This is a genomic window from Actinomadura kijaniata, from assembly GCF_014138665.1.
Lineage (GTDB): Bacteria > Actinomycetota > Actinomycetes > Streptosporangiales > Streptosporangiaceae > Spirillospora > Spirillospora kijaniata.
Map to the genome: position 1 here is coordinate 46,165 of NZ_JACJIA010000009.1, position 19,053 is coordinate 65,217.

A 19,053-nucleotide genomic window follows, 5' to 3' on the forward strand; every position below is an offset into this window, starting at 1 on the left:
CAGCACATGAATCCGACGATCGCGATGATCACGTTCCGGGCGATGCTGGGCCGCCGCCGCGCCCTGCTGCTGTTCGGGCTGCCGCTGGTGCTGCTGGCGATGGCCGCCGCGCTGCGGTTCACCGACCTCGCCGACCTGGACACCACCGCGACGATCCTGCAGCGCTTCGGCATCGCCACGCTGCTGCCGCTGCTGGCGCTGATCGCCGGGACGGGCGTGATCGGCCCGGAGATCGACGACGGCCAGATCATGTACGTGCTGACCAAGCCGATCCCGCGCCAGGTGATCGTGCTGACGAAGCTCGTGGTGGCGATCGTGCTGGTCACGCTGTTCGCGACGGTCCCGACGCTGGTGGCGGGCCTGCTGATGTCGGGGATGACGGCGCAGCTGGCCCCGGCGTTCGCGGCCGGGGTGCTGGTCGGCGGGATCGCCTACAGCGCGCTGTTCGTGGCCCTGGCGGTCGTCAGCCGCAACGCCGTCACGATCGGCCTGCTGTACGCGCTGGTCTGGGAGAGCCTGCTCGGCAACTTCGCCCCCGGCGCCCGCTCGGCGTCGGTCCAGCAGTGGGCGCTGTCGGTGACCGACGCCCTGACCGACGCGTCGGTGGTCCGCTCCACGGTGGACCTGCCGCTGGCCGCCGCGCTGCTGGCCCTGGTCACCGCCGCCGGAACGGCCCTGGCGGTGGTCCGCCTGCGCTCGCTGACCGTCGCCAGCGCCGAGTGACCCGTCAGGACGGGGTGATCGTCGTGCGGGTGCCGGCGGGCTCCTCGGCCACCACCCACACCAGCGGCAGGTAGGTCGCCGGGAACGGGGGCGTGCGGCGGGCCGGCCCCCGGACGTGCAGGAACGGGCGCGGGCCCCGCGCCTGGTGGTCGCCCAGCTCGCCCGCCGTCCGCAGCGTCGTCACCCCCGGGCCCGCGGCGGCCACCAGGTGCCAGCGGTCCTTCGCGAGCCACCAGACCGCGGCGGCCATGCCGGACTCCCCGGTGGAGTAGTCGCTGTTGGTGCCGCCCCGCTGGGTCAGGGTGCGGCCGGTGGGGGACAGCAGGACGGCCGAGCCCGGGGCGTTCCAGGGCGACTCGGTGTCCACGACCGTCAGCGACGCCGGGCCGCCCCCGTCGGGGAGGTCACCGGTCCACAGGCGGCCGACGCGCAGGTCGCCGGAGTCCGACAGCGACGCCGCGCCCTGGCAGGCGACGGCGTGGGACGCGATGTTCTGGAAGCGCTCGTCGCCGGCCGCCGCGCCCCGGAACCACACGCGGGGGGCCGCCGCGTCCGGGTTGTGGCTGGCGAACTGCAGGACCCGGCGCGGCCAGCCGCCCGTCACGGGCCGGTGCGTCATGCGGAACAGCAGGTAGTTCTGGCAGCGCGGCGTGAACCAGCGCCACTCCACCGGGTCGGTCAGGCCGTCGCGGACCGCCAGCGGCCGCCACTGCGGGGCCGCGCCGGGCACCGCCAGGGACGGGTCCATCAGCCACGGCGGGAGCAGGTAGCGCCAGGTGCCGCCCAGCATGATCAGGCCGCCGAAGTCGGAGTCGAGGCGGCGGACGCTCTCCACGCCGCGCGACAGCCGCCGTTCGAAGTACTGGGCGACCATCGGGGCGTCGCGGTAGCCGGGGGAGTCGCGCAGCACCACGACGGCCGCGCCGTCCACCGCGCCCGCGTACAGGACGACGATCGGGCCCGACGGCGGGTCGCGGCGGTGGGCCCGCCAGGCCGCGGCCGCGCGGGACAGCAGCGCGCGGTCGCCGCGCGACCCGCCCCGCGTCGGCCAGTGCGCCAGCGTCGGCGTGGCCGTCCGCTGCCAGTCCGCGTCGTCCACCAGCAGCGGGACCTCGCCGCCGTCCTGGGCCCAGGGGCGGGCCACCAACGCGGCCGCCACGACCGGGACCAGCAGGACCGCGGCCCAGAGCCGGGGCGGGCGCGGGGGCGGGCGCAGGCGCACCAGCAGCGGGTCGAACGCCCGCAGCTCGGCCCGCTGGGAGGCGGCGTCCAGCCGCGTCGCCAGGTCCATCGCCGTCGCCGTGCGGTCCACGTCCCAGGCGCTCACCATCAGGTGCTCCGACACCTCGGCCGCCGCCTCCGGGGACGTCAGGCCCTCGACGCGGTGCAGGACGTAGACCAGGCGCTCGTGCGGGGAGAGCGTCCGCAGCGCGAGCCGGGCCGGGCCCGGCGGCAGCGGGTCGGGGCGGAACAGCAGCCGGTGCGGACGCAGCCGGGGGCGGGGCGGCGACGCCAGGAGGACGGCCGCCAGCCGCGCGCGGAGCCGGGGATAGGGGGCGCCGGGCCGCACCGACCGCACCGCCCGCCGCGCCCGCGCCAGCACCACGTCCGGCGGGCCGCCGTCGTCCAGCGCCAGGTACGCCACCCGCAGCAGGTCGGCATACCGCTCCCGGAACGCCGCCGACCGCATGCCTCCATTGTGCTCAGATCCGGCGCAACCGCACCCGCCGGACGCTGTGGTCCTGGCCCTTGTGCAGCACCAGCGTGGCGCGGGCGCGGGTCGGCAGGATGTTGGAGACCAGGTTGATCTCGTTGATGTCGCGCCACACCCGCTGGGCGAACGCCGCCGCCTCGTCCTGGTCGAGCTTGGAGTACCGGTGGAAGTAGGAGCGGGGGTCGGCGAACGCCGTGCGGCGCAGCGCGAACAGCCGTTCCACGTACCACTGCCGGATGTGCTCGACGCGGGCGTCCACGTAGATCGAGAAGTCGAAGAAGTCGGAGACCCCGAGCGACCCGGCGGGCGGGGCCTGCAACACGTTCAGCCCCTCGACGATCAGGATGTCGGGCCGCCTCACCGTCTGCCGGACGTCGGGCAGGATGTCGTACTCCAGGTGGGAGTAGACCGGGATCGGCATCTCCTCGGCGCCCGACTTGATCGATGAGACGAACCTCACCAGCGCCCGCCGGTCGTAGGACTCGGGGAACCCCTTGCGGTCCATCAGGCCGCGCTCCTGGAGCACGGCGTTGGGGTACAGGAAGCTGTCGGTCGTCACCAGCTCGACGCTGGGGTGCTCGGGCCAGCGCGCCAGCAGCGTCCGCAGCAGCCGCGAGGTGGTGGACTTGCCGACCGCGACGCTGCCCGCGACCCCGATGATGAACGGCGTCGGCTGCACCGGCCCGCCGAGGAAGCCGCTCACCGTGTCGCGCAGGCCCCCGTCCGACAGGAAGAACAGGTTCAGCAGCCGCGACAGCGGCAGGTAGACCTCCTCGACCTCGGTGATGTCGATCGGGTCCTTCAGGCCGCGCAGCGCGTCCAGCTCGTCGGGGGTGAGCGGCAGCGGAGTGTTGGCGCGCAGCGCCCGCCAGGCGTCGCGGGAGAGTTCCACGTAGGGGCTCGGCACGCTGTCCCATCCGCTCGTCATGCACTGAACATTAACCACCCGTGCAGGTGGCGCTCGGTGTTTTCACCGGCGGTACACGGTATAGCCATGGCGATGAGGCCGCTGCAGGTAGGTCAGCACGTCCGACAGCCAATAGGCTGCACGCCATGTGCGGAATCGTGGGTTACGTCGGCACCAGGCCGGCGCTTGACGTCGTGGTCGAGGGACTGGCGCGGCTGGAGTACCGCGGGTACGACTCGGCGGGTGTGGCGGTCCTGGCCGACGGCGGGTCGGACGAGCGGGAGCTGGTCACCGCCAAGCGCGCCGGGAAACTGGTGAACCTGCGCAACGCCCTGGACGAGACGCCGCCGCCCGCCGGGACGCTCGGCATGGGCCACACGCGGTGGGCGACGCACGGCGCGCCCAACGACCGCAACGCCCACCCCCACCTGGACTGCTCGGGCAAGGTCGCCGTCATCCACAACGGCATCATCGAGAACTTCGCCGCGCTGCGCGCCGAGCTGGAGGAGAACGGCCACAAGCTCGTCTCCGACACCGACACCGAGGCCGTCGCCCACCTGCTGGAGGACGAGCTGCGCGGCGGCGGCACCCTGGCCGACGCGATGCGCCGCGTGTGCGGCCGGCTGGAGGGCGCGTTCACCCTGGTCGCCGTGCACACCGGCGACCCGGACCTGGTGGTCGGCGCGCGCCGCAACTCCCCGCTGGTCGTCGGGGTCGGCGACGGCGAGAACTTCCTGGCCAGCGACGTGGCGGCGTTCATCGCCCACACCCGCGACGCGATCGAGCTGGGCCAGGACCAGGTCGTGGAGCTGCGCGCGTCCGGGGTGACCGTCACCGACTTCGAGGGCCGCCCGGCGGAGGTGAAGGAGTACCACGTCGACTGGGACGTGTCGGCCGCGGAGAAGGGCGGCTACGACTACTTCATGCTCAAGGAGATCGCCGAGCAGCCGCGCGCCGTCGCCGACACGCTGCTGGGCCGCATCGCCGCCGACGGCCGCCTGGTCCTGGACGAGATGCGCATCACCGACCAGGAGCTGCGCGAGGTCGACAAGATCATCATCGTGGCGTGCGGCACCTCCTACCACGCCGGGCTGATCGCCAAGTACGCCCTCGAGCACTGGGCCGGGCTGCCCTGCGAGGTGGAGCTGGCCAGCGAGTTCCGCTACCGCGACCCGATCCTGTCGCGCTCCACGCTGGTGATCGCGATCTCCCAGTCGGGCGAGACGATGGACGCGCTGATGGCCGTCCGGCACGCCCGCGAGCAGCACGCCAAGCTGCTGGGCATCTGCAACGTCAACGGCTCCACCCTGCCCCGCGAGTGCGACGGCGTGCTCTACACCCACGCCGGGCCCGAGGTCGCGGTGGCGTCCACCAAGGCGTTCCTCACCCAGCTCGTCGCGGTCTACCTGATCGCCCTCTACATCGCGCAGGTGCGCGGCACCAAGTGGGGCGACGAGGTGTTCGCGATGATCCAGCTCCTGGCGCAGATGCCGGAGAAGGTGGAGAAGGTCCTGGAGACCATGGAGCCGGTGCGCGAGCTGGCCCGGTCCCTGGCCAACGAGCGCAGCGTGCTGTTCCTGGGCCGCCACGTGGGCTTCCCCGTGGCGCTGGAGGGCGCGCTCAAGCTCAAGGAGCTGGCCTACATGCACGCGGAGGGCTTCGCGGCGGGCGAGCTCAAGCACGGCCCGATCGCGCTGATCGAGGAGGGCCTGCCGGTGATCGTGGTGGTGCCGCCGCGCGCCCGCGCCGTGCTGCACGACAAGATCGTCTCCAACATCCAGGAGATCCGCGCCCGCGGCGCCCGCACCATCGTGATCGCCGAGGAGGGCGACGAGACGGTGGAGCCGTTCGCCGACACGCTGATCCGCGTCCCGGCCGTGCCGACGCTGTTCCAGCCGCTGGTGACGACCGTCCCGCTCCAGGTGTTCGCGTGCGAGCTGGCCACCGCCAAGGGCCACGACGTGGACCAGCCGCGGAACCTCGCCAAGTCCGTCACCGTCGAATAGCCGCGATGCGATAGCGGAATGGCGGATTCGCCGGAACCACCCGCCACCTCCCGAGCGTCGTACCGGAGAGCCGGTGCGGGAGGTGGCGGGTGGACGCTTACTACGGCGACGCTGAGCATCACTACGGCGGGTCCGGGCACGGGATCGAGGCGTACGGTGTCACGCGCGCGTTCGGCACCGTCCCCGCGCTGCAGGGCGTCGACCTCACCGTGCCCTACGGGCAGGTCACCGCGCTGGTCGGGCCGAACGGCGCGGGCAAGACCACCCTGCTGCTGATCCTGGCGACGCTGCTGGCCCCCGACGCGGGCCGGATCACCGTCGCCGGGCACGACCTGGCCGCCCATCCCGAGCGGGCGCGCACCGCGATCGGCTGGATGCCCGACCAGTTCGGGGTGTACGACCAGCTCACCGTGGACGAGTACCTGGCGTTCTTCGCCGACGCCTACCGGCTGCCGCCCGCCGAGAAGTCCCGCCGCATCCGCGCGCTGCTGGCGCTGGTGCACCTCGACGAGTACCTCGGACGGCCCGTGCACGTGCTGTCGCGCGGGCAGAAGCAGCGGCTCGGCGTCGCCCGCGCCCTGATCCACCGGCCGCGCGTGCTGCTGCTGGACGAGCCCGCCTCCGGCCTGGACCCCCGGTCCCGCGTGGAGCTGCGCGACCTGCTGCGCTCGCTGGCCGCCGACGGCGTCGCGGTGCTGGTGTCCAGCCACGTCCTCAGCGAGCTGGAGGAGATCGCCGACCGGGTGGTGCTGGTGGACCGGGGCCGCACCGTCGGCGCGCACGCCGTCGCCGACCTGGCCGGGACCGGACGCGTCCGCTGGCGGGTGCGCGCCCTGGACCCCGACGCCCTGGACGCGGCGCTGGCGGGACGGCCCGACGCCGGCGAGGTGGTCCGGCTGCCCGCGGGGGCGGAGGTGGGGCCGTTGACCGAGCCGGAGGCCGCGCGGATGCTGACGGAACTGGTGGGGGCGGGCGTGCCCGTGGTGGGTTTCGGCCCGGCGAGCGGCGCGCTGGAGGCGGCCTACCTGGCGATGACGCAGGACCGCCGCTGAGAGGGGAACGGGGACGCATGATCAGTCCGCACGGAGTCGGCCTGGTGGCGCGGCAGGAGGTCCGCGCCCGGCTGCGGACCGGCCGCTGGAAGGCCCTGCTGGCGACCTGGCTCGTGGCCGTCAACGGCCTGGCGCTGCTGTTCCGCCTCTCGCTGGAGCAGGGGTTCTCCAGGAACGACGCGCCGGCGCAGATGTTCGGCGGGGTGCTGCTGCTGGTGCTGGTGATGACGCTGCTGGTCACGCCCGCGCTGACGGCCCAGTCGATCAATGGCGACCGGGAGCGCGGCACGCTGGCCGCCCTGCAGATCACCCGGCTGTCGCCCGCCGACATCGCGGTCGGCAAGCTCGCCGCCGCCTGGGGCACCGGGCTGCTGGTGCTGGCGCTGACGCTGCCGTGCGTGATGCTGCCGGTCCTGGAGGGCGGGGTCGGCGTGGGGCGGGCCGTGGTGTCGCTGGCGGTGGTCGCGTTGCTGATCGGCGTCGTGTGCGCGCTGGCGCAGGCGTGGTCGGCGCTGGTGACGCGCAGCATCACCTCGGTGCTGCTGTCCTACCTCACGGTGTTCGTGCTGCTGGTGGGGACGCCGGTGCTGTTCGGGCTGGGGGTGGCGCTGACTTCCGAGCAGGTGGAGCGCGGGGACCACGCTTACCAGCGCGAGCGCCCCGACCGGGTGTGGTGGCTGCTGGCCCCCAACCCGGTCGTGGTGCTCGCCGACGCCGCCCCGGACGTGCGGCCACGCCTGGAAACGATCACCCGGTACGGCCCCGACGGCCGCCCGTACACCGACGTCATCGAGGTGAGGTCGCGCACCGACATGCTCGGCGGGATCGGCCGCGTGGTCCGGGACACGCGCGAGCGGAAGCTCCCCGGACCCGACGAGCCGGGCGGCCCGGTGTGGCCCTACGGGCTGGCGTTCAACGTGCTGCTGGCGGGGGGCGCGTTGTGGACGACGGTCCGGCGTCTACGCACTCCGGTCCGGACCCTCCCCTCCGGCGTCCGCCTGGCCTGACCCCGCCTTCACCCGCAGGGCGAACGCCCGCCACTCGGCCAGCCCGAACGCCAGCGCGGGACCGGGGCCCCGCGTCCCGATGGGAACGTTGTCGCGGACGCCGATCGTGCGCGGCCCGAGCCGGGCGACCTCGACGCACGTGTTGGTGGGACCGCACCGGGTGCTGCGCCGCCACCCGGGGGAGGGCGGGGCGCCGTCGGCGGGCGGCGGGTCCGGGAGCGTGGAGACATCCACGGTCGTCTCGTACGTGGTCATGGGGTGGGGTCGCATACCGCCTCCAGTCGACGCGGTGAGAGGGGCAGTGCCGCCCACAGTCTTCTCCTCGAACCCGCCTAGAAACCGCTTACCGGGAGAAATGTCACCAATACGGTAGGTTCCAGGTTCGATGTCGAAATGGGGGTGAGGTATCGGTCCCGGATCAGCGGCTCGACGGTGCCGTGCGAGAAGCGGCAGATGAAGTCGCGCCGTTTCCCCCGGGCCGACACCGGGATCGGGATCGGGACGTTACCACTTGGTTTTGACAACCTCACGTTTTGGACCGGTCGTGAGGTCCTGCTTTCGCGGCGCAGAGGTCATCACCGTCCACACGGGAAACTCGCGCGCAACGGAGTCACTCGACCGGGGAGGGCGTGGAGTGTTCCGGGTTTCCTGGCCGCTGTCGGCCATCGGGTGTGGGGACCCGAAAATGAGAATCTCACGCGCGCCGGGAGTGGAAAAGGGGCGGGCGCCGCGGGGGCGAAAATTTCACGGGAAGTTTACGGGAAGCGCGCATCGAACGCGGTGCGCGCTTCCCGTTCGGGCTCCGCGCCGTGGCGGAGCCGAAGCGCCGGTCGCCGGGCGTCGGCGTCAGGCGGGCCCGTCCAGCGAACCGCTCTTGACCTGCGTCAGGAAGGTGCGCCATTCGGCCCGGGTGAGCGTGAGGACCGGGCTTCGCTCGCCGCGCTTGGCGTCGCGGGCTCCGATCAGGCTGCCCGGGGAGGCCAGGGCGGCGATCTCCACGCAGGTTCCGTTCGCTCCGCAGTGCGTACTACGCCGCCAGTTGGGAGCGCCGTTGACATTCATCATGGCCGGGATGGCGCCTTTCAAAAAAGAGGGACCCCCTGTGCGACGCGCAGGGGGATCTGCTTTGCACGGGTTGCTGAGAAAAGCGGCCGGGCCGGCGGCCCCCCTCCCGGGCGCGAATGATGGCGTGCCCGGGACGCCGCGGTTCAGGGTGCTGAACGCCCGACTTTCGGTCTGCACCTTATACCAGCGGCCGAAGGCAGGGAAACTCGACCCGTCCGCTCGGACAGTCGGGAAATATGTCCGGTTGTGGGGCGGGCGGTGCAGTTTAGGGAGGTTTCATGAGCGGGCCAGCCATTGGTCGCGTACCTCGGCCAGGTGACGGCGTGTCTCATGCTCGTCCAGCGCGGCCTGGGCCATTCCGTTGTGGGCCAGACGGTACATGTGCGTGGTCTGCTCGTCCTCCAGATAACTGAAAGTGATGCTCTCGATGTGCACTATGTCCGGGAAAGTCACATCGTGTACCGGGGCGAACTCCAGCACCGTGAACGACGTGGCCATGATCGGGTGCGGACCGTCCAGCGTCAGGATCCGCAGGTCGACGTTGGGCAGGATCGAGACCTGCCGCAGGTGGTCGAGCTGCTCGGCCATCACCCGGGCGTCGCCCACGCGGCGGTGCAGCACCGACTCGTCCAGCACGACCGACATCCGCAGCGGCTGCGGCCGGTGCAGCACCTGCTGGCGGCGCAGGCGCACGTCGATCCAGCGTTCGATCTCGGCGGGCGGCTTGGTCGCGACCACGTCCCAGCCGCCCACGATGTGCCGGGCGTAGGACTCGCTCTGCAACAGGCCGGGGATGACCAGGTTGTCCCAGGCCAGGATCGCGTCGGCCTCCGCCTCCAGGGCGATGAACTCGGCGTACCCCCCGCTCAGCATGGGGTAGTCCTCCCACCAGCCGCGCTTGGTGGCGTCCTGGGCGAGGGCGATCAGCTCGTCGAGGCGGGGGCCGTTGACGCCGTAGAGCTTGAGCAGCTCGATCACGTCGTCGACGCGCGCGCCGGTACGGGCGTTCTCCAGTCGGCTGACCTTGGCGGTGGACCAGGACAGCCGGGCGGCGACCTCGTCGCCGGTGAGCCTGCTGTGCTCGCGCAGGCGGCGCAGTTCGATGCCCAGCCTGCGCTGTCGGACGGTGGGACCGCGTGAGGTGCTCATGGCGGATGTCCTCGGCCGGGGAGTGGGCTGCGGGGTGGTGGAAGACCGTTCCGGTTGAGATTCCCAGCGTCGCGCCTGAGCCGCCGGGCGGCAAGACCACGCGCGGGGAGAGGCCGGATCGCCGTCACGCGGGGCGCGCGGCGTGGCACCCTGGGGAGAGTGATCGTTGGGGTGGGCATCGACGTGGTGGACGTCGCGCGGTTCGAGCGTTCCCTGGAGCGGACGCCGGGGCTGCGCACGCGCCTGTTCACCGAGGGGGAACGGGACCTGGCGGGGCGTTCGCTGGCCGCCCGGTTCGCCGCCAAGGAGGCGCTGGCCAAGGCGCTGGGCGCGCCGCGCGGCCTGATGTGGACCGACGCGGAGGTGCGGCGGGCGGCGGACGGGCGGCCCTCGCTGCACGTGACGGGCACCGTCGCGGAGGCCGCGGCCGCGCGCGGGGTGACCTCCTGGCACGTGTCGTTGAGCCACGACGGCGGCATCGCCACCGCCATCGTGATCGCGGAGTCCGGCGTCTAGCGGCCCGGACGGATGGCAGTTCCGATCTTCACGGGAGAGGCGGCGGAATGCGGTACGCGCACGAGGTCGGCAAGGTCCGGGCGGCCGAACGGGCCCTGATGGCCCGGCTGCCCGAGGGAGCCCTGATGCAGCGCGCCGCCGCCGGGCTGGCCTCGGTCTGCGCCCGGCTGCTGCCCTCGGTCTACGGCGCGGACGTGGTGCTGCTGGTCGGGTCCGGCGACAACGGCGGCGACGCGCTGTACGCGGGCGCGCGGCTGGCCCGGCGGGGCGCGCGGGTCGCCGCCGTCGCGGCCGGGTCGAGGATCCACGAGGACGGCGCGGCGGCGCTGCGCCGGGCCGGGGGCCGGGTGCTGGACGACCCGGCGGGCGCGGAGCCGGTCGTGGCCCGCGCCGACCTGATCGTTGACGGGCTGACCGGGATCGGCGGCGCCGGCGGCCTGCGCGAGCCGCACGCGACGCTCGCGCGGTGGGCGTCGGAGGCGACCGGAACGGTCGTGGCCTGCGACGTCCCCAGCGGCGTGGACGCCTCCTCCGGGCGGGTGGACGGGGCCGCCGTCCACGCCGACGTGACCGTCACGTTCGGCACCCACAAGCCCGGACTGCTGATCGACCCGGGCGCGGCGCACTGCGGCGTGGTCGAGCTGGTGGACATCGGGCTGGGCGACGACCTGCCCGATCCCGACGTCGTCGCGCCCTGGCCGGTGGACGTCCGGCCGCCCGAGCCGGGCCCCGAGTCCGACAAGTACCGGCGCGGCGTCGTCGGGATCCTGGCCGGGAGCCGCCGGTACACCGGGGCGGCGGTGCTCAGCACGGGCGGCGCGGTGCGCGGCGGGGCGGGCATGGTGCGGTTCGCGTCGGAGGCCGAGCCCGTCGACCTGGTGCGGCAACGCTGGCCCGAGGTCGTCACCACCGTCATCGACCCCGGCGCGGGCGGCGCGCTGGACCGGGTGGGGCGCGTCCAGGCGTGGGTCGTGGGGCCGGGGCTGGGCACCGGCGACGACGCCGAGGCGCTGCTGGAGGCCGTGCTGCGCACCGAGCTGCCGGTGCTGGTCGACGCCGACGGGCTGACCGTGCTGGCCCGGCGGCGCAAGCTGCTGGCCCGCGACGCGCCCACGGTGCTGACCCCGCACGCGGGCGAGCTGTCCCGGCTGATCGGCGTGGACCGGGAGCGCGTCGAGGCGCGGCGGCTGGAGAACGTGCGCCGCGCCGCCGAGGAGCTGACGGCGACCGTGCTGCTGAAGGGCTCCACCACGCTGGTCGCCGAGCAGGACCGCCCGGTCCGCGTCAACCCCTCGGGCACGCCCCGGCTGGCCACCGCCGGGACCGGGGACGTGCTGTCCGGGCTGGTCGGGGCGCTGCTGGCCGGGGGGATGCCCGCGCTGGAGGCCGCCGCGGCGGGCGCCTACCTGCACGGGCTGGCCGCCCGGATCGCCGCGGCGGGGCCGGGGGACGCCGGGACCGCGCCGATCAGCGCGTTCGACGTGATCGGCGCGCTGCCCGAGGCGTTCCGGCTGCTCGACTGATCGTCTCCGTTGAACCCCGGGCCGGGCCGCCGCGTCCCAATGGGTGGGAACGCCGCCGGCGTTCCGAGGGGACGACGGGGACGCGCCCGCCCCGGCGGGGCCGTGAGCTGCACGGTCACCGCTCCGGGGGCGGCACACTGGATAACCATGAGGACTCCCGCACAGGCACGTATCGACCTCGACGCCATCAGCGGCAACGTCGCGCTGCTCAGGAACCGCGCGGCCGGTGCCGAGGTGATGGCCATGGTGAAGGCCGAGGCGTACGGACACGGACTGGTGCCGGCGGCGCGGGCGGCCCTGGCCGGGGGAGCGACCTGGCTGGGCGTCGCCAAGGTGGCCGAGGGCCTGACCCTGCGCGCGGCGGGGGTGACCGGCGTCCCGGTGCTGGTCGGCGTGAGCGTGCCGGGCGAGCCCTACGAGGAGGCCGTGCTCGCGGACCTGGACCTGTGCGTCGGGGGCCGCTGGCTGCTGGAGGAGCTGGCCGGGGTCGCGCGGCGGACCGGGCGGGCCGTCCGCGTCCACCTGGAGGCCGACACCGGCATGAGCCGCGGCGGCAGCGGGCCCGCGGACTGGCCCGGCCTGGTGGACGCCGCGCTGGCCGCCGAGGCCGAGGGCCTGGTCGAGGTGGTCGGGGTCATGTCGCACCTGGCGTGCGCCGACACGCCCGACCACCCGTCGGTGGCCGCGCAGGTGACGACGTTCACCGAGATGGTCGAGCGGGCCGAGAAGGCGGGGCTGCGCCCGGCGGTGCGGCACCTGGCCAACTCGGCGGGCCTGCTGACGCTGCCGGAGGCCCGCTTCGACCTGGTCCGGCCCGGCATCGCGATCTACGGGCTGTCGCCGATCCCCGAGCGCGGCTCCTTCGGGCTGCGGCCCGCGATGACGCTGGTGTCGGACGTCGCGGCGTGCAAGCGCGTCCCGGCCGGCAGCGGTGTCTCCTACGGGCACACCTACCACACCGGCGCCGACACGAACCTGGCCGTGGTGCCCGCCGGATACGGCGACGGCGTGCCCCGCCACGGCTCCAACCTGCTGGAGGTGCTGGCGGGCGGCCGCCGCCACCGGATCGCGGGGCGGGTCTGCATGGACCAGTTCATGATCGACATCGGGGACGCCACGCTCGCGGTCGGGGACGAGGTCGTGCTGTTCGGGCCGGGCGAGCGCGGCGAGCCGACCGCACAGGAGTGGGCGGACGTGCTCGGCACGATCTCCTATGAGATCGTCACCCGGATCGGGTCCCGAGTCCCGCGGGTCTACACCGGTCGGCTCGCGGCGGAGGTTTCGCATGGTTAGCAGGAACAGGCGCAGGATCGGCATCGCCGGGGCCGTCGCGGGCCTCGGGGCCGCCGGGATCGGCGCGGCCGTGGGGGTGCGGCGGCTGGCGGTCGGCCGGATCGCGCTGCGCCCCGACCCCGACGCCGACGAGCCGTTCGGCGAGCTGCGCGGGGAGCCGACGACCGTGGAGGCCGACGACGGGCTGCCGCTGCACGTGGAGGTCGACGGACCCGACGACGCGCCCCTGACCGTCGTGTTCTGCCACGGCTACTGCCTCACCCAGGACGCCTGGCACTACCAGCGCCGCGACCTGCCCGGCCGGGGGCCGGGCGGGCGGCGGCTGCGGATGGTGTTCTGGGACCAGCGCAGCCACGGGCGGTCCGGCCGCAGCGCCCCCACCCACGCCACCATCGACCAGACCGGCTCCGACCTGTACGCGGTGCTGCGCGCGACCACCCGTCCGGGGCAGCCGGTGGTGCTGGTGGGGCACTCCATGGGCGGCATGTCGATCATGGCGCTGGCGGAGGCGCACCCCGAGCTGTTCGGCGACCGGATCGTGGGCGTCGCGCTGGTCAACACCTCCGGCGGCGACCTGCGCGAGATGACGCTGGGCCTGCCGATGGCGCTGGCCCGGCTCGTCCAGCCGCTGACGCCGGGCGCGCTGCGCGGCCTGGGCCGCCGGGCCGACCTGGTGGACCGGGTGCGCGGGCTGGGCGCGGACGTGGCGTTCATGGTCACCAAGCGGATGGCGTTCGCCGACCGGCAGGTCAGCCCGACCGTGGTGGACTTCCTGGAGCAGATGATCCGGGCCACCCCGATCGACGTGATCGCCGAGTTCTACCCGACGCTGATCGCGCACGACAAGGCGGCCGCGCTGGAGACCGTCGCCCGCGTCCCGGCGGTGGTGATGGTGGGCGGCGCGGACCGGCTCACCCCGGTGGAGCACGGCCGGCGGCTGGCCGAGGCGCTGGACGCCGAGCTGGTCGAGATCGCCGAGGCGGGGCACGTGCTGCCGCTGGAGTACCCGGGCGTGGTCACCGGCGGCGTCCGCCGCCTGATCGACCGCATCCGGCCGCAGTTGGAGGAGCGCACAGCATGAGCGGGCTGGAGGGGCGCGGCGTCGTCTGGACTGAGGAGCGCCGGGAGCGAAGCGACCAGAGTGACGAGGGAAGGCGGCGCCTTGAGGCGCCCTGGAAGGCCGTGGGAGACAGTTTGAGCGACGTGACCACTCTCGCCGTTCCGACCGCCGAGGACATGCAGCGGCTCGGCGTGCGGCTGGGCGGGCTGCTGCGGGCGGGGGACCTGCTGGTGCTCACCGGCGACCTGGGGGCGGGCAAGACCACCCTCACCCAGGGGATCGGGGAGGGGCTGAAGGTCCGCGGGCCGATCACCTCGCCCACGTTCGTGATCGCGCGGGTGCACCCGTCGCCGGCCGGGGGGCCGGGCCTGGTGCACGTGGACGCCTACCGGCTGGGCGGATTCGCCGAACTCGACGATCTGGATCTGGACGCCTCGCTGGAGGACTCGGTGACGATCGTGGAATGGGGCGAGGGACTGGCCGAGGGATTGGCCGAGGAACGGCTGGAGGTCCTCATCACGCGGTCGGCCGACGGGTCCACCGAGGAACGCCTCGTGCGGTTCACTCCGGTGGGCGATCGCTGGTCCGACCTGCATGATCACCTGACCGGCTGATGTGAAAATCTCTCATATTTTTTGTCGGTAAGGCTGAACCGCTTTGCCGGGAGATGTCGTACTCTTTGCCGGAACGAACCTCACCTTCGCGACAATTCGATTTCCTCGGCACGGGAGTGGGATCCGGTGAGTGGTAGCCATCGCAGCGAAAACAACCGCGTCGACAGCTACCGCGGTTCGGGCGGTGGTCAGGGCGCGGCAGGCGACGGTTACCGTTCGGACGGCGGGTACGGCGGCGACTACGTCGGCAGCGGGCACACGGGCAACACGTACGCCGGTGGCGAGTACGCCACCGGCGGCCACATCAGTGGCGAGCACGGCAGCGGAAGGCACGGCCTGCCCCCGTCCGGGAGCGACGAGTACCTCGCGCGCAGCGACGAGTACCCCCGGCGCGGCACGGACTCGGCCCCGCGCGGCGGCTACCGGGGAACGCGGCGGTCGGCCGGCAGCGGCGGCTACCGCGCCGGCAGCGGCGCGCACCGCCGGGTCGAGCGCGAACGCCGCGCGGGCCGCCGCCTGGCCCTGCTCCTGACGGGCGCGGTCGCCGGGGCGGTCGTCTGCGTGCTGGCCGCGTTCGCGATCCTCAGCGGCTCGGGCGTGCGCGACGGCGACACCGGGCAGGTCGTCAGCGGCGCGACGCAGACCGCCGCGGGCGCGCCCACCGAGCGCAGCGGCGTCCCCGACGCCTGCGAGATGGTCCGGGCCGACCTCGCCGACCGGCTCGCCCCCGACGCCCAGCGCACCCAGGCCGACAACTACCAGAGCAGCGACCGCCAGAACCAGTGCGTCTGGGGCGCCTACGAGGGCGAGCGCAAGCGCCAGCTCACCGTCGAGATCCGCGCCGTCGCCCCCGAGGGGACGCAGACCGGCACCGAGGCCGCGCGCGTGACCTTCGCCCGGGAACGCGCCGACGACGAGTCCGGCAAGGGCCTGCTCGCCGGGCAGGAGGTCACCGACAAGACCCGCCTCGACGGCGTCGGCGACGAGGGCTACACCGTCTACAGCGTCGACGAGGGGCAGGGCTCGGCCGAGGCCATCACCAACGTCCGCCTGTCCAACGTCCTGGTCACCGTCCGCTACTCGGGCGGCGACGACGGCGACCCGCTGGCCGCCGACGCGGCCATGAACGGGGCGACCGACGCGGCCAAGTCCGTGCTGGAGAGCCTCAACAAGGGCTGAGAAGCGGCGGGCAAGCCATAGACTCAGGCAACGTGCTGGTCTTGGCTTTTGACACCGCGACCGCAGCGGTCACCGTCGCGCTGTACGAATGGAACCCCGGCGAGGGGCTGCGTCGCCGCGGAGCGGCCGAGGCGGTGGACCGGCGAAGGCACACCGAGCTGCTGACCCCGTCCGTCGCGGGCGTGCTCGCCGAGGCGGGGGCCGCGCCGGGCGACCTCAACGCCATCGCCGTGGGCGTCGGCCCCGGCCCCTACACCGGCCTGCGGGTCGGCATCGTCACCGCGCTGGCGATGGGGGAGGCGCTGAAGGTCCCGGTGCACGGGGTGTGCACGCTGGACGTGATCGCCTGGGACTCGCGGCGCGAGACGCCGTTCGTGGTGGCCACCGACGCGCGGCGGCGCGAGGTCTACTGGGCGCGGTACGGCTCCTACGGGCAGCGGATCGGCGAACCGATGGTGGGCCCCGCCGCCGGGCTGCCCGAGGGGGTCCCGGTGATCGGGGAGGGCGCCGAGCTGTACGCCGAGGTCCTCGGCGACCGCGCCGCGGAGCCCGCCCCGCTGCTGCCGTCGGCGGCGGCGCTGGCGGAGCTGGCCGTGACGCGGCTGTCCGGCCGCCCCGGCCCCGCGCTGCTGCCGCCCGAACCGCTCTACCTGCGCCGTCCCGACGCCAAGGAGCCCGGTCCGCGCAAGAAGGTGACCCCGGCGTGAGCCCGGGGGTGCTGCTGCGGCCGATGACCGAGGCGGACCTGCCCGCCGTCCACGCCCTGGAACGCGAGCTGTTCCCCGAGGACGCCTGGTCGATGGAGATGCTGCGGGAGGAGCTGGCCGACCAGCCGCGCACCCGGCACTACGTCGTCGCCGAGGCGGACGGCGGGATCGTCGGGTACGCGGGGCTCGCCGTGGCCGCCGACCAGGGCGACGTGCAGACCATCGCGGTGCGGGCCGACCAGCGCGGGAAGGGGCTCGGCGCGGCGCTGCTGACCGCGCTGCTCGACGAGGCCGCCAAACGCGGCGCGGACGAGGTGTTCCTCGAGGTCCGCGCCGACAACCCCGCCGCGCGGCGCCTCTACGAGCGGTTCGGCTTCGAACGCGTCGGACTGCGCAAGCGCTACTACCAGCCGTCCGGTGTGGACGCCGTCGTGATGCGCCGCAGGGCGCGGACCGGGCCGGTCGGGTTCTCCAGGGAGACATGATGATCGTTGATTCCGAGCCCCTCGTTCTGGGGATCGAGACCTCCTGCGACGAGACCGGCGTGGGGATCGTCCGCGGGACGACGCTGCTGGCCGACACCGTCGCCTCCAGCGTCGACCAGCACGCCCGGTTCGGCGGCGTGGTGCCCGAGGTCGCCTCGCGCGCGCACCTGGAGGCCATGACCCCGACCGTGGAACGCGCCCTGGCCGACGCGGGGGTGACCTTCGCCGACATCGACGCGTTCGCCGTCACCGCCGGGCCCGGCCTGCCCGGCGCGCTGATGGTGGGCGTCGCGGCGGCCAAGGCGTACGCGCTGTCGCTGGGCAAGCCGCTGTACGGCGTGAACCACCTGGCCGCGCACGTGTGCGTGGACCAGCTGGAGCACGGCAAGCTGCCCAAGCCCTGCGTGGCGCTGCTGGTGTCGGGCGGGCACTCGTCGATCCTGCTGGTCCCCGACGTCGCCACCGACGTGCGGTCGCTGGGCTCGACCGTGGACGACGCGGCGGGCGAGGCGTTCGACAAGGTCGCCCGGGTGCTGGACCTGGGGTTCCCCGGCGGCCCGCTGATCGACCGGGCGGCGCGCGAGGGCGACCCGGGCGCCATCGCGTTCCCGCGCGGCAAGTACGCCGACGGCACCTACGACTTCTCGTTCTCCGGCCTGAAGACCGCCGTCGCGCGGTGGGTGGAGGCCCGGGAGCGCTCCGGGGAGCCGGTGCCGGTCGCCGACGTGGCGGCGTCGTTCCAGGAGGCCGTGGTGGACGTCCTCACCCACAAGGCGCTGAAGGTCTGCAAGGACAACGGCGTGCGGGACCTGCTGATCGGCGGCGGCGTCGCGGCGAACTCGCGGCTGCGGGCGCTGGCGCAGGAGCGCTGCGACCGGGCGGGCGTGCGGCTGCGCGTGCCGCGTCCCAAGCTGTGCACCGACAACGGCGCGATGGTCGCGGCCCTCGGCTCGGAGCTGGTCACGTCGGGCCTGGCCCCGTCGGAGCTGCACCTGCCCGCCGACTCCAGCCTCCCGATCGAGGTCATCACCCTGTAGCGGGCGCGCCGAGCTCGGCCAGCAGGCCGGCGAGGTAGTCCTCGTAGTAGGGCACCAGCGTCCGGTCGAGCACCCGGTCGTCCTCCTCGGGCAGCAGGTCCAGCAGGCACCGCACGTCCCAGTACGGGTCGTGCGCGTGCCCGCCCGACACCTGGTCGAACACCTGGAGGAACCGGTCGGCGGCGGCCCGCCCGTGCCGGGCCAGCAGCGCCAGGCGCATCCGCGCCACGTCCACGGCGGCGGGCCCGCCGGCGGCCTCCGACCAGTCCACGACGCCGGTGAGCCGCCCGTAGGTCCACAGCGTGTTGTCCGGCTCGTAGTCGCGGTGCAGGAACCGGGCCGGCGCGTGCGGCGCGGGGCCGGCGGCGACGTCGAAGGCGCGTTCCCACAGCTGGGGACGGAGCGCGTGGCGCGGCGGGAGCCGCACGTCGAGCCGGTTGGCGGGAACGTGGGGCGGCATCGACGACGCGCCGCGCAGCCCGTGGACCAGCGTCAGCGCGGCGGCGAGCTGGATCAGGTACTCGGGCAGCTCGTCGGGCGCGGGCCGGGGCCGGTGCCCGTTCAGCCGGGTGACCAGCAGGGCGGGCGCGTCGCAGTAGGCGCCCGCCGGGTCGGCGGCGACCAGCGACGGGGTGGGCAGCTCGCAGCCCGCCAGCAGCGCCAGCGCGGCGATCTCGCGTTCCGGCGAGAACTCGGCGACCGGACGCTCCCGGGGACGCCAGCGGCGCAGCACCAGCCGGTGCGCGTGGCCGGAACGGGTCTCCACCAGCAGCGCGTGGTTGACGTGCGCGCCGCCGGGCAGCGGGCGCACCATGCGGATCTCGGCGCCCCTGCCCAGGCATTCGGTGACCCAGCGCATCGCGGGGCCGGGCAGGGCGGCGCCGGTGGGACGGACGGGCGCGGTGTGCGTCACGGGGTCCATCAAAACGGATCCCGTCGGGTATTGAGAGTGATTTTGCAAAGACGGAACGTAACGAAACGCATGTCATCGACGTGCTCTTGCCGCCGAGGCCCGA

General features: G+C 73.9%; 19 protein-coding genes. 13 read left to right on the forward strand and 6 right to left on the reverse strand.

The annotated features are described in order from the left end of the window. Window positions 1–6 precede the first annotated feature (6 nt). Window positions 7–723 carry an ABC transporter permease gene (locus HNR61_RS29915; protein WP_067822765.1) on the forward strand — a complete coding sequence of 239 codons (717 nt, stop codon included), beginning with the start codon at window positions 7–9 and terminating at the stop codon, window positions 721–723. 4 nt (window positions 724–727) lie between these two features. On the opposite strand, the gene HNR61_RS29920 is transcribed toward HNR61_RS29915, so the two are convergent. Beyond that, the gene (locus tag HNR61_RS29920; RefSeq protein WP_182846513.1) at window positions 728–2,413 is read right to left on the reverse strand and encodes an RNA polymerase sigma factor sigma-70 region 4 domain-containing protein; all 1,686 of its coding nucleotides are present in this window, start codon (window positions 2,411–2,413) and stop codon (window positions 728–730) included. 13 nt (window positions 2,414–2,426) lie between these two features. Then, window positions 2,427–3,365, reverse strand: a complete 939-nt coding sequence (gene coaA, locus HNR61_RS29925; protein WP_182846514.1) for a type I pantothenate kinase — start codon at window positions 3,363–3,365, stop codon at window positions 2,427–2,429. Between the two features lie 125 nt (window positions 3,366–3,490). Between coaA and glmS the strand changes: the two genes are divergently transcribed. The 3 genes from glmS to HNR61_RS29940 all read left to right on the forward strand — a co-directional run bounded on the left by glmS (window position 3,491) and on the right by HNR61_RS29940 (window position 7,409). Continuing rightward, entirely contained in the window at window positions 3,491–5,350 is a 1,860-nt protein-coding gene (gene glmS / locus HNR61_RS29930) for a glutamine--fructose-6-phosphate transaminase (isomerizing) (RefSeq protein ID WP_182846515.1), read from the forward strand. 89 nt (window positions 5,351–5,439) lie between these two features. Further along, a complete protein-coding gene (locus HNR61_RS29935; RefSeq protein WP_182846516.1) occupies window positions 5,440–6,402 on the forward strand; it encodes an ABC transporter ATP-binding protein in 963 nt (320 codons plus the stop codon). Window positions 6,403–6,419: 17 nt separating this feature from the next. Continuing rightward, entirely contained in the window at window positions 6,420–7,409 is a 990-nt protein-coding gene (locus HNR61_RS29940) for an ABC transporter permease (protein WP_220509974.1), read from the forward strand. Here HNR61_RS29940 and HNR61_RS29945 read toward each other — a convergent pair. The 3 genes from HNR61_RS29945 to HNR61_RS29955 form a co-directional block, all read right to left on the reverse strand. Next, the gene (locus HNR61_RS29945) at window positions 7,362–7,664 is read right to left on the reverse strand and encodes a DUF397 domain-containing protein (protein ID WP_182846776.1); all 303 of its coding nucleotides are present in this window, start codon (window positions 7,662–7,664) and stop codon (window positions 7,362–7,364) included. The two genes, HNR61_RS29940 and HNR61_RS29945, sit on opposite strands and share 48 nt — an antisense overlap. A 591-nt stretch (window positions 7,665–8,255) precedes the next feature. Further along, window positions 8,256–8,474: a DUF397 domain-containing protein gene (locus HNR61_RS29950; protein ID WP_067822748.1), complete on the reverse strand. Its 219-nt coding sequence runs from the start codon at window positions 8,472–8,474 to the stop codon at window positions 8,256–8,258. 276 nt (window positions 8,475–8,750) lie between these two features. Then, window positions 8,751–9,623, reverse strand: coding sequence for a helix-turn-helix domain-containing protein (locus HNR61_RS29955; RefSeq protein ID WP_182846517.1), 873 nt, complete (start codon window positions 9,621–9,623; stop codon window positions 8,751–8,753). A 159-nt stretch (window positions 9,624–9,782) separates the two neighbouring features. Between HNR61_RS29955 and HNR61_RS29960 the strand changes: the two genes are divergently transcribed. From HNR61_RS29960 to tsaD, 9 genes are all read left to right on the forward strand, one after another. Continuing rightward, a complete protein-coding gene (locus HNR61_RS29960) occupies window positions 9,783–10,139 on the forward strand; it encodes a holo-ACP synthase (RefSeq protein WP_182846518.1) in 357 nt (118 codons plus the stop codon). 47 nt (window positions 10,140–10,186) lie between these two features. Continuing rightward, entirely contained in the window at window positions 10,187–11,662 is a 1,476-nt protein-coding gene (locus HNR61_RS29965; RefSeq protein ID WP_182846519.1) for an NAD(P)H-hydrate dehydratase, read from the forward strand. Window positions 11,663–11,809: 147 nt separating this feature from the next. Further along, complete coding sequence (gene alr, locus HNR61_RS29970; RefSeq protein WP_182846520.1) at window positions 11,810–12,955, forward strand: alanine racemase; 1,146 nt, start codon at window positions 11,810–11,812, stop codon at window positions 12,953–12,955. Next, entirely contained in the window at window positions 12,948–14,036 is a 1,089-nt protein-coding gene (locus HNR61_RS29975; RefSeq protein ID WP_182846521.1) for an alpha/beta fold hydrolase, read from the forward strand. The genes alr and HNR61_RS29975 overlap by 8 nt, the downstream gene beginning before the upstream one ends. A gap of 122 nt (window positions 14,037–14,158) precedes the next feature. Further along, entirely contained in the window at window positions 14,159–14,629 is a 471-nt protein-coding gene (gene tsaE, locus HNR61_RS29980; protein ID WP_312898186.1) for a tRNA (adenosine(37)-N6)-threonylcarbamoyltransferase complex ATPase subunit type 1 TsaE, read from the forward strand. Window positions 14,630–14,755: 126 nt separating this feature from the next. Further along, entirely contained in the window at window positions 14,756–15,808 is a 1,053-nt protein-coding gene (locus HNR61_RS29985; protein WP_182846523.1) for a hypothetical protein, read from the forward strand. 32 nt (window positions 15,809–15,840) lie between these two features. Further along, a complete protein-coding gene (gene tsaB / locus HNR61_RS29990) occupies window positions 15,841–16,515 on the forward strand; it encodes a tRNA (adenosine(37)-N6)-threonylcarbamoyltransferase complex dimerization subunit type 1 TsaB (RefSeq protein WP_182846524.1) in 675 nt (224 codons plus the stop codon). Then, the gene (gene rimI, locus HNR61_RS29995; RefSeq protein WP_312898158.1) at window positions 16,512–17,000 is read left to right on the forward strand and encodes a ribosomal protein S18-alanine N-acetyltransferase; all 489 of its coding nucleotides are present in this window, start codon (window positions 16,512–16,514) and stop codon (window positions 16,998–17,000) included. The genes tsaB and rimI overlap by 4 nt, the downstream gene beginning before the upstream one ends. After that, a complete protein-coding gene (gene tsaD / locus HNR61_RS30000) occupies window positions 17,000–18,037 on the forward strand; it encodes a tRNA (adenosine(37)-N6)-threonylcarbamoyltransferase complex transferase subunit TsaD (protein WP_182846525.1) in 1,038 nt (345 codons plus the stop codon). The genes rimI and tsaD overlap by 1 nt, the downstream gene beginning before the upstream one ends. Here the strand turns inward: tsaD and HNR61_RS30005 are convergent. After that, window positions 18,027–18,959, reverse strand: a complete 933-nt coding sequence (locus tag HNR61_RS30005; RefSeq protein WP_182846526.1) for a phosphotransferase family protein — start codon at window positions 18,957–18,959, stop codon at window positions 18,027–18,029. The genes tsaD and HNR61_RS30005 overlap by 11 nt on opposite strands. Between the last annotated feature and the right edge of the window lie 94 nt (window positions 18,960–19,053).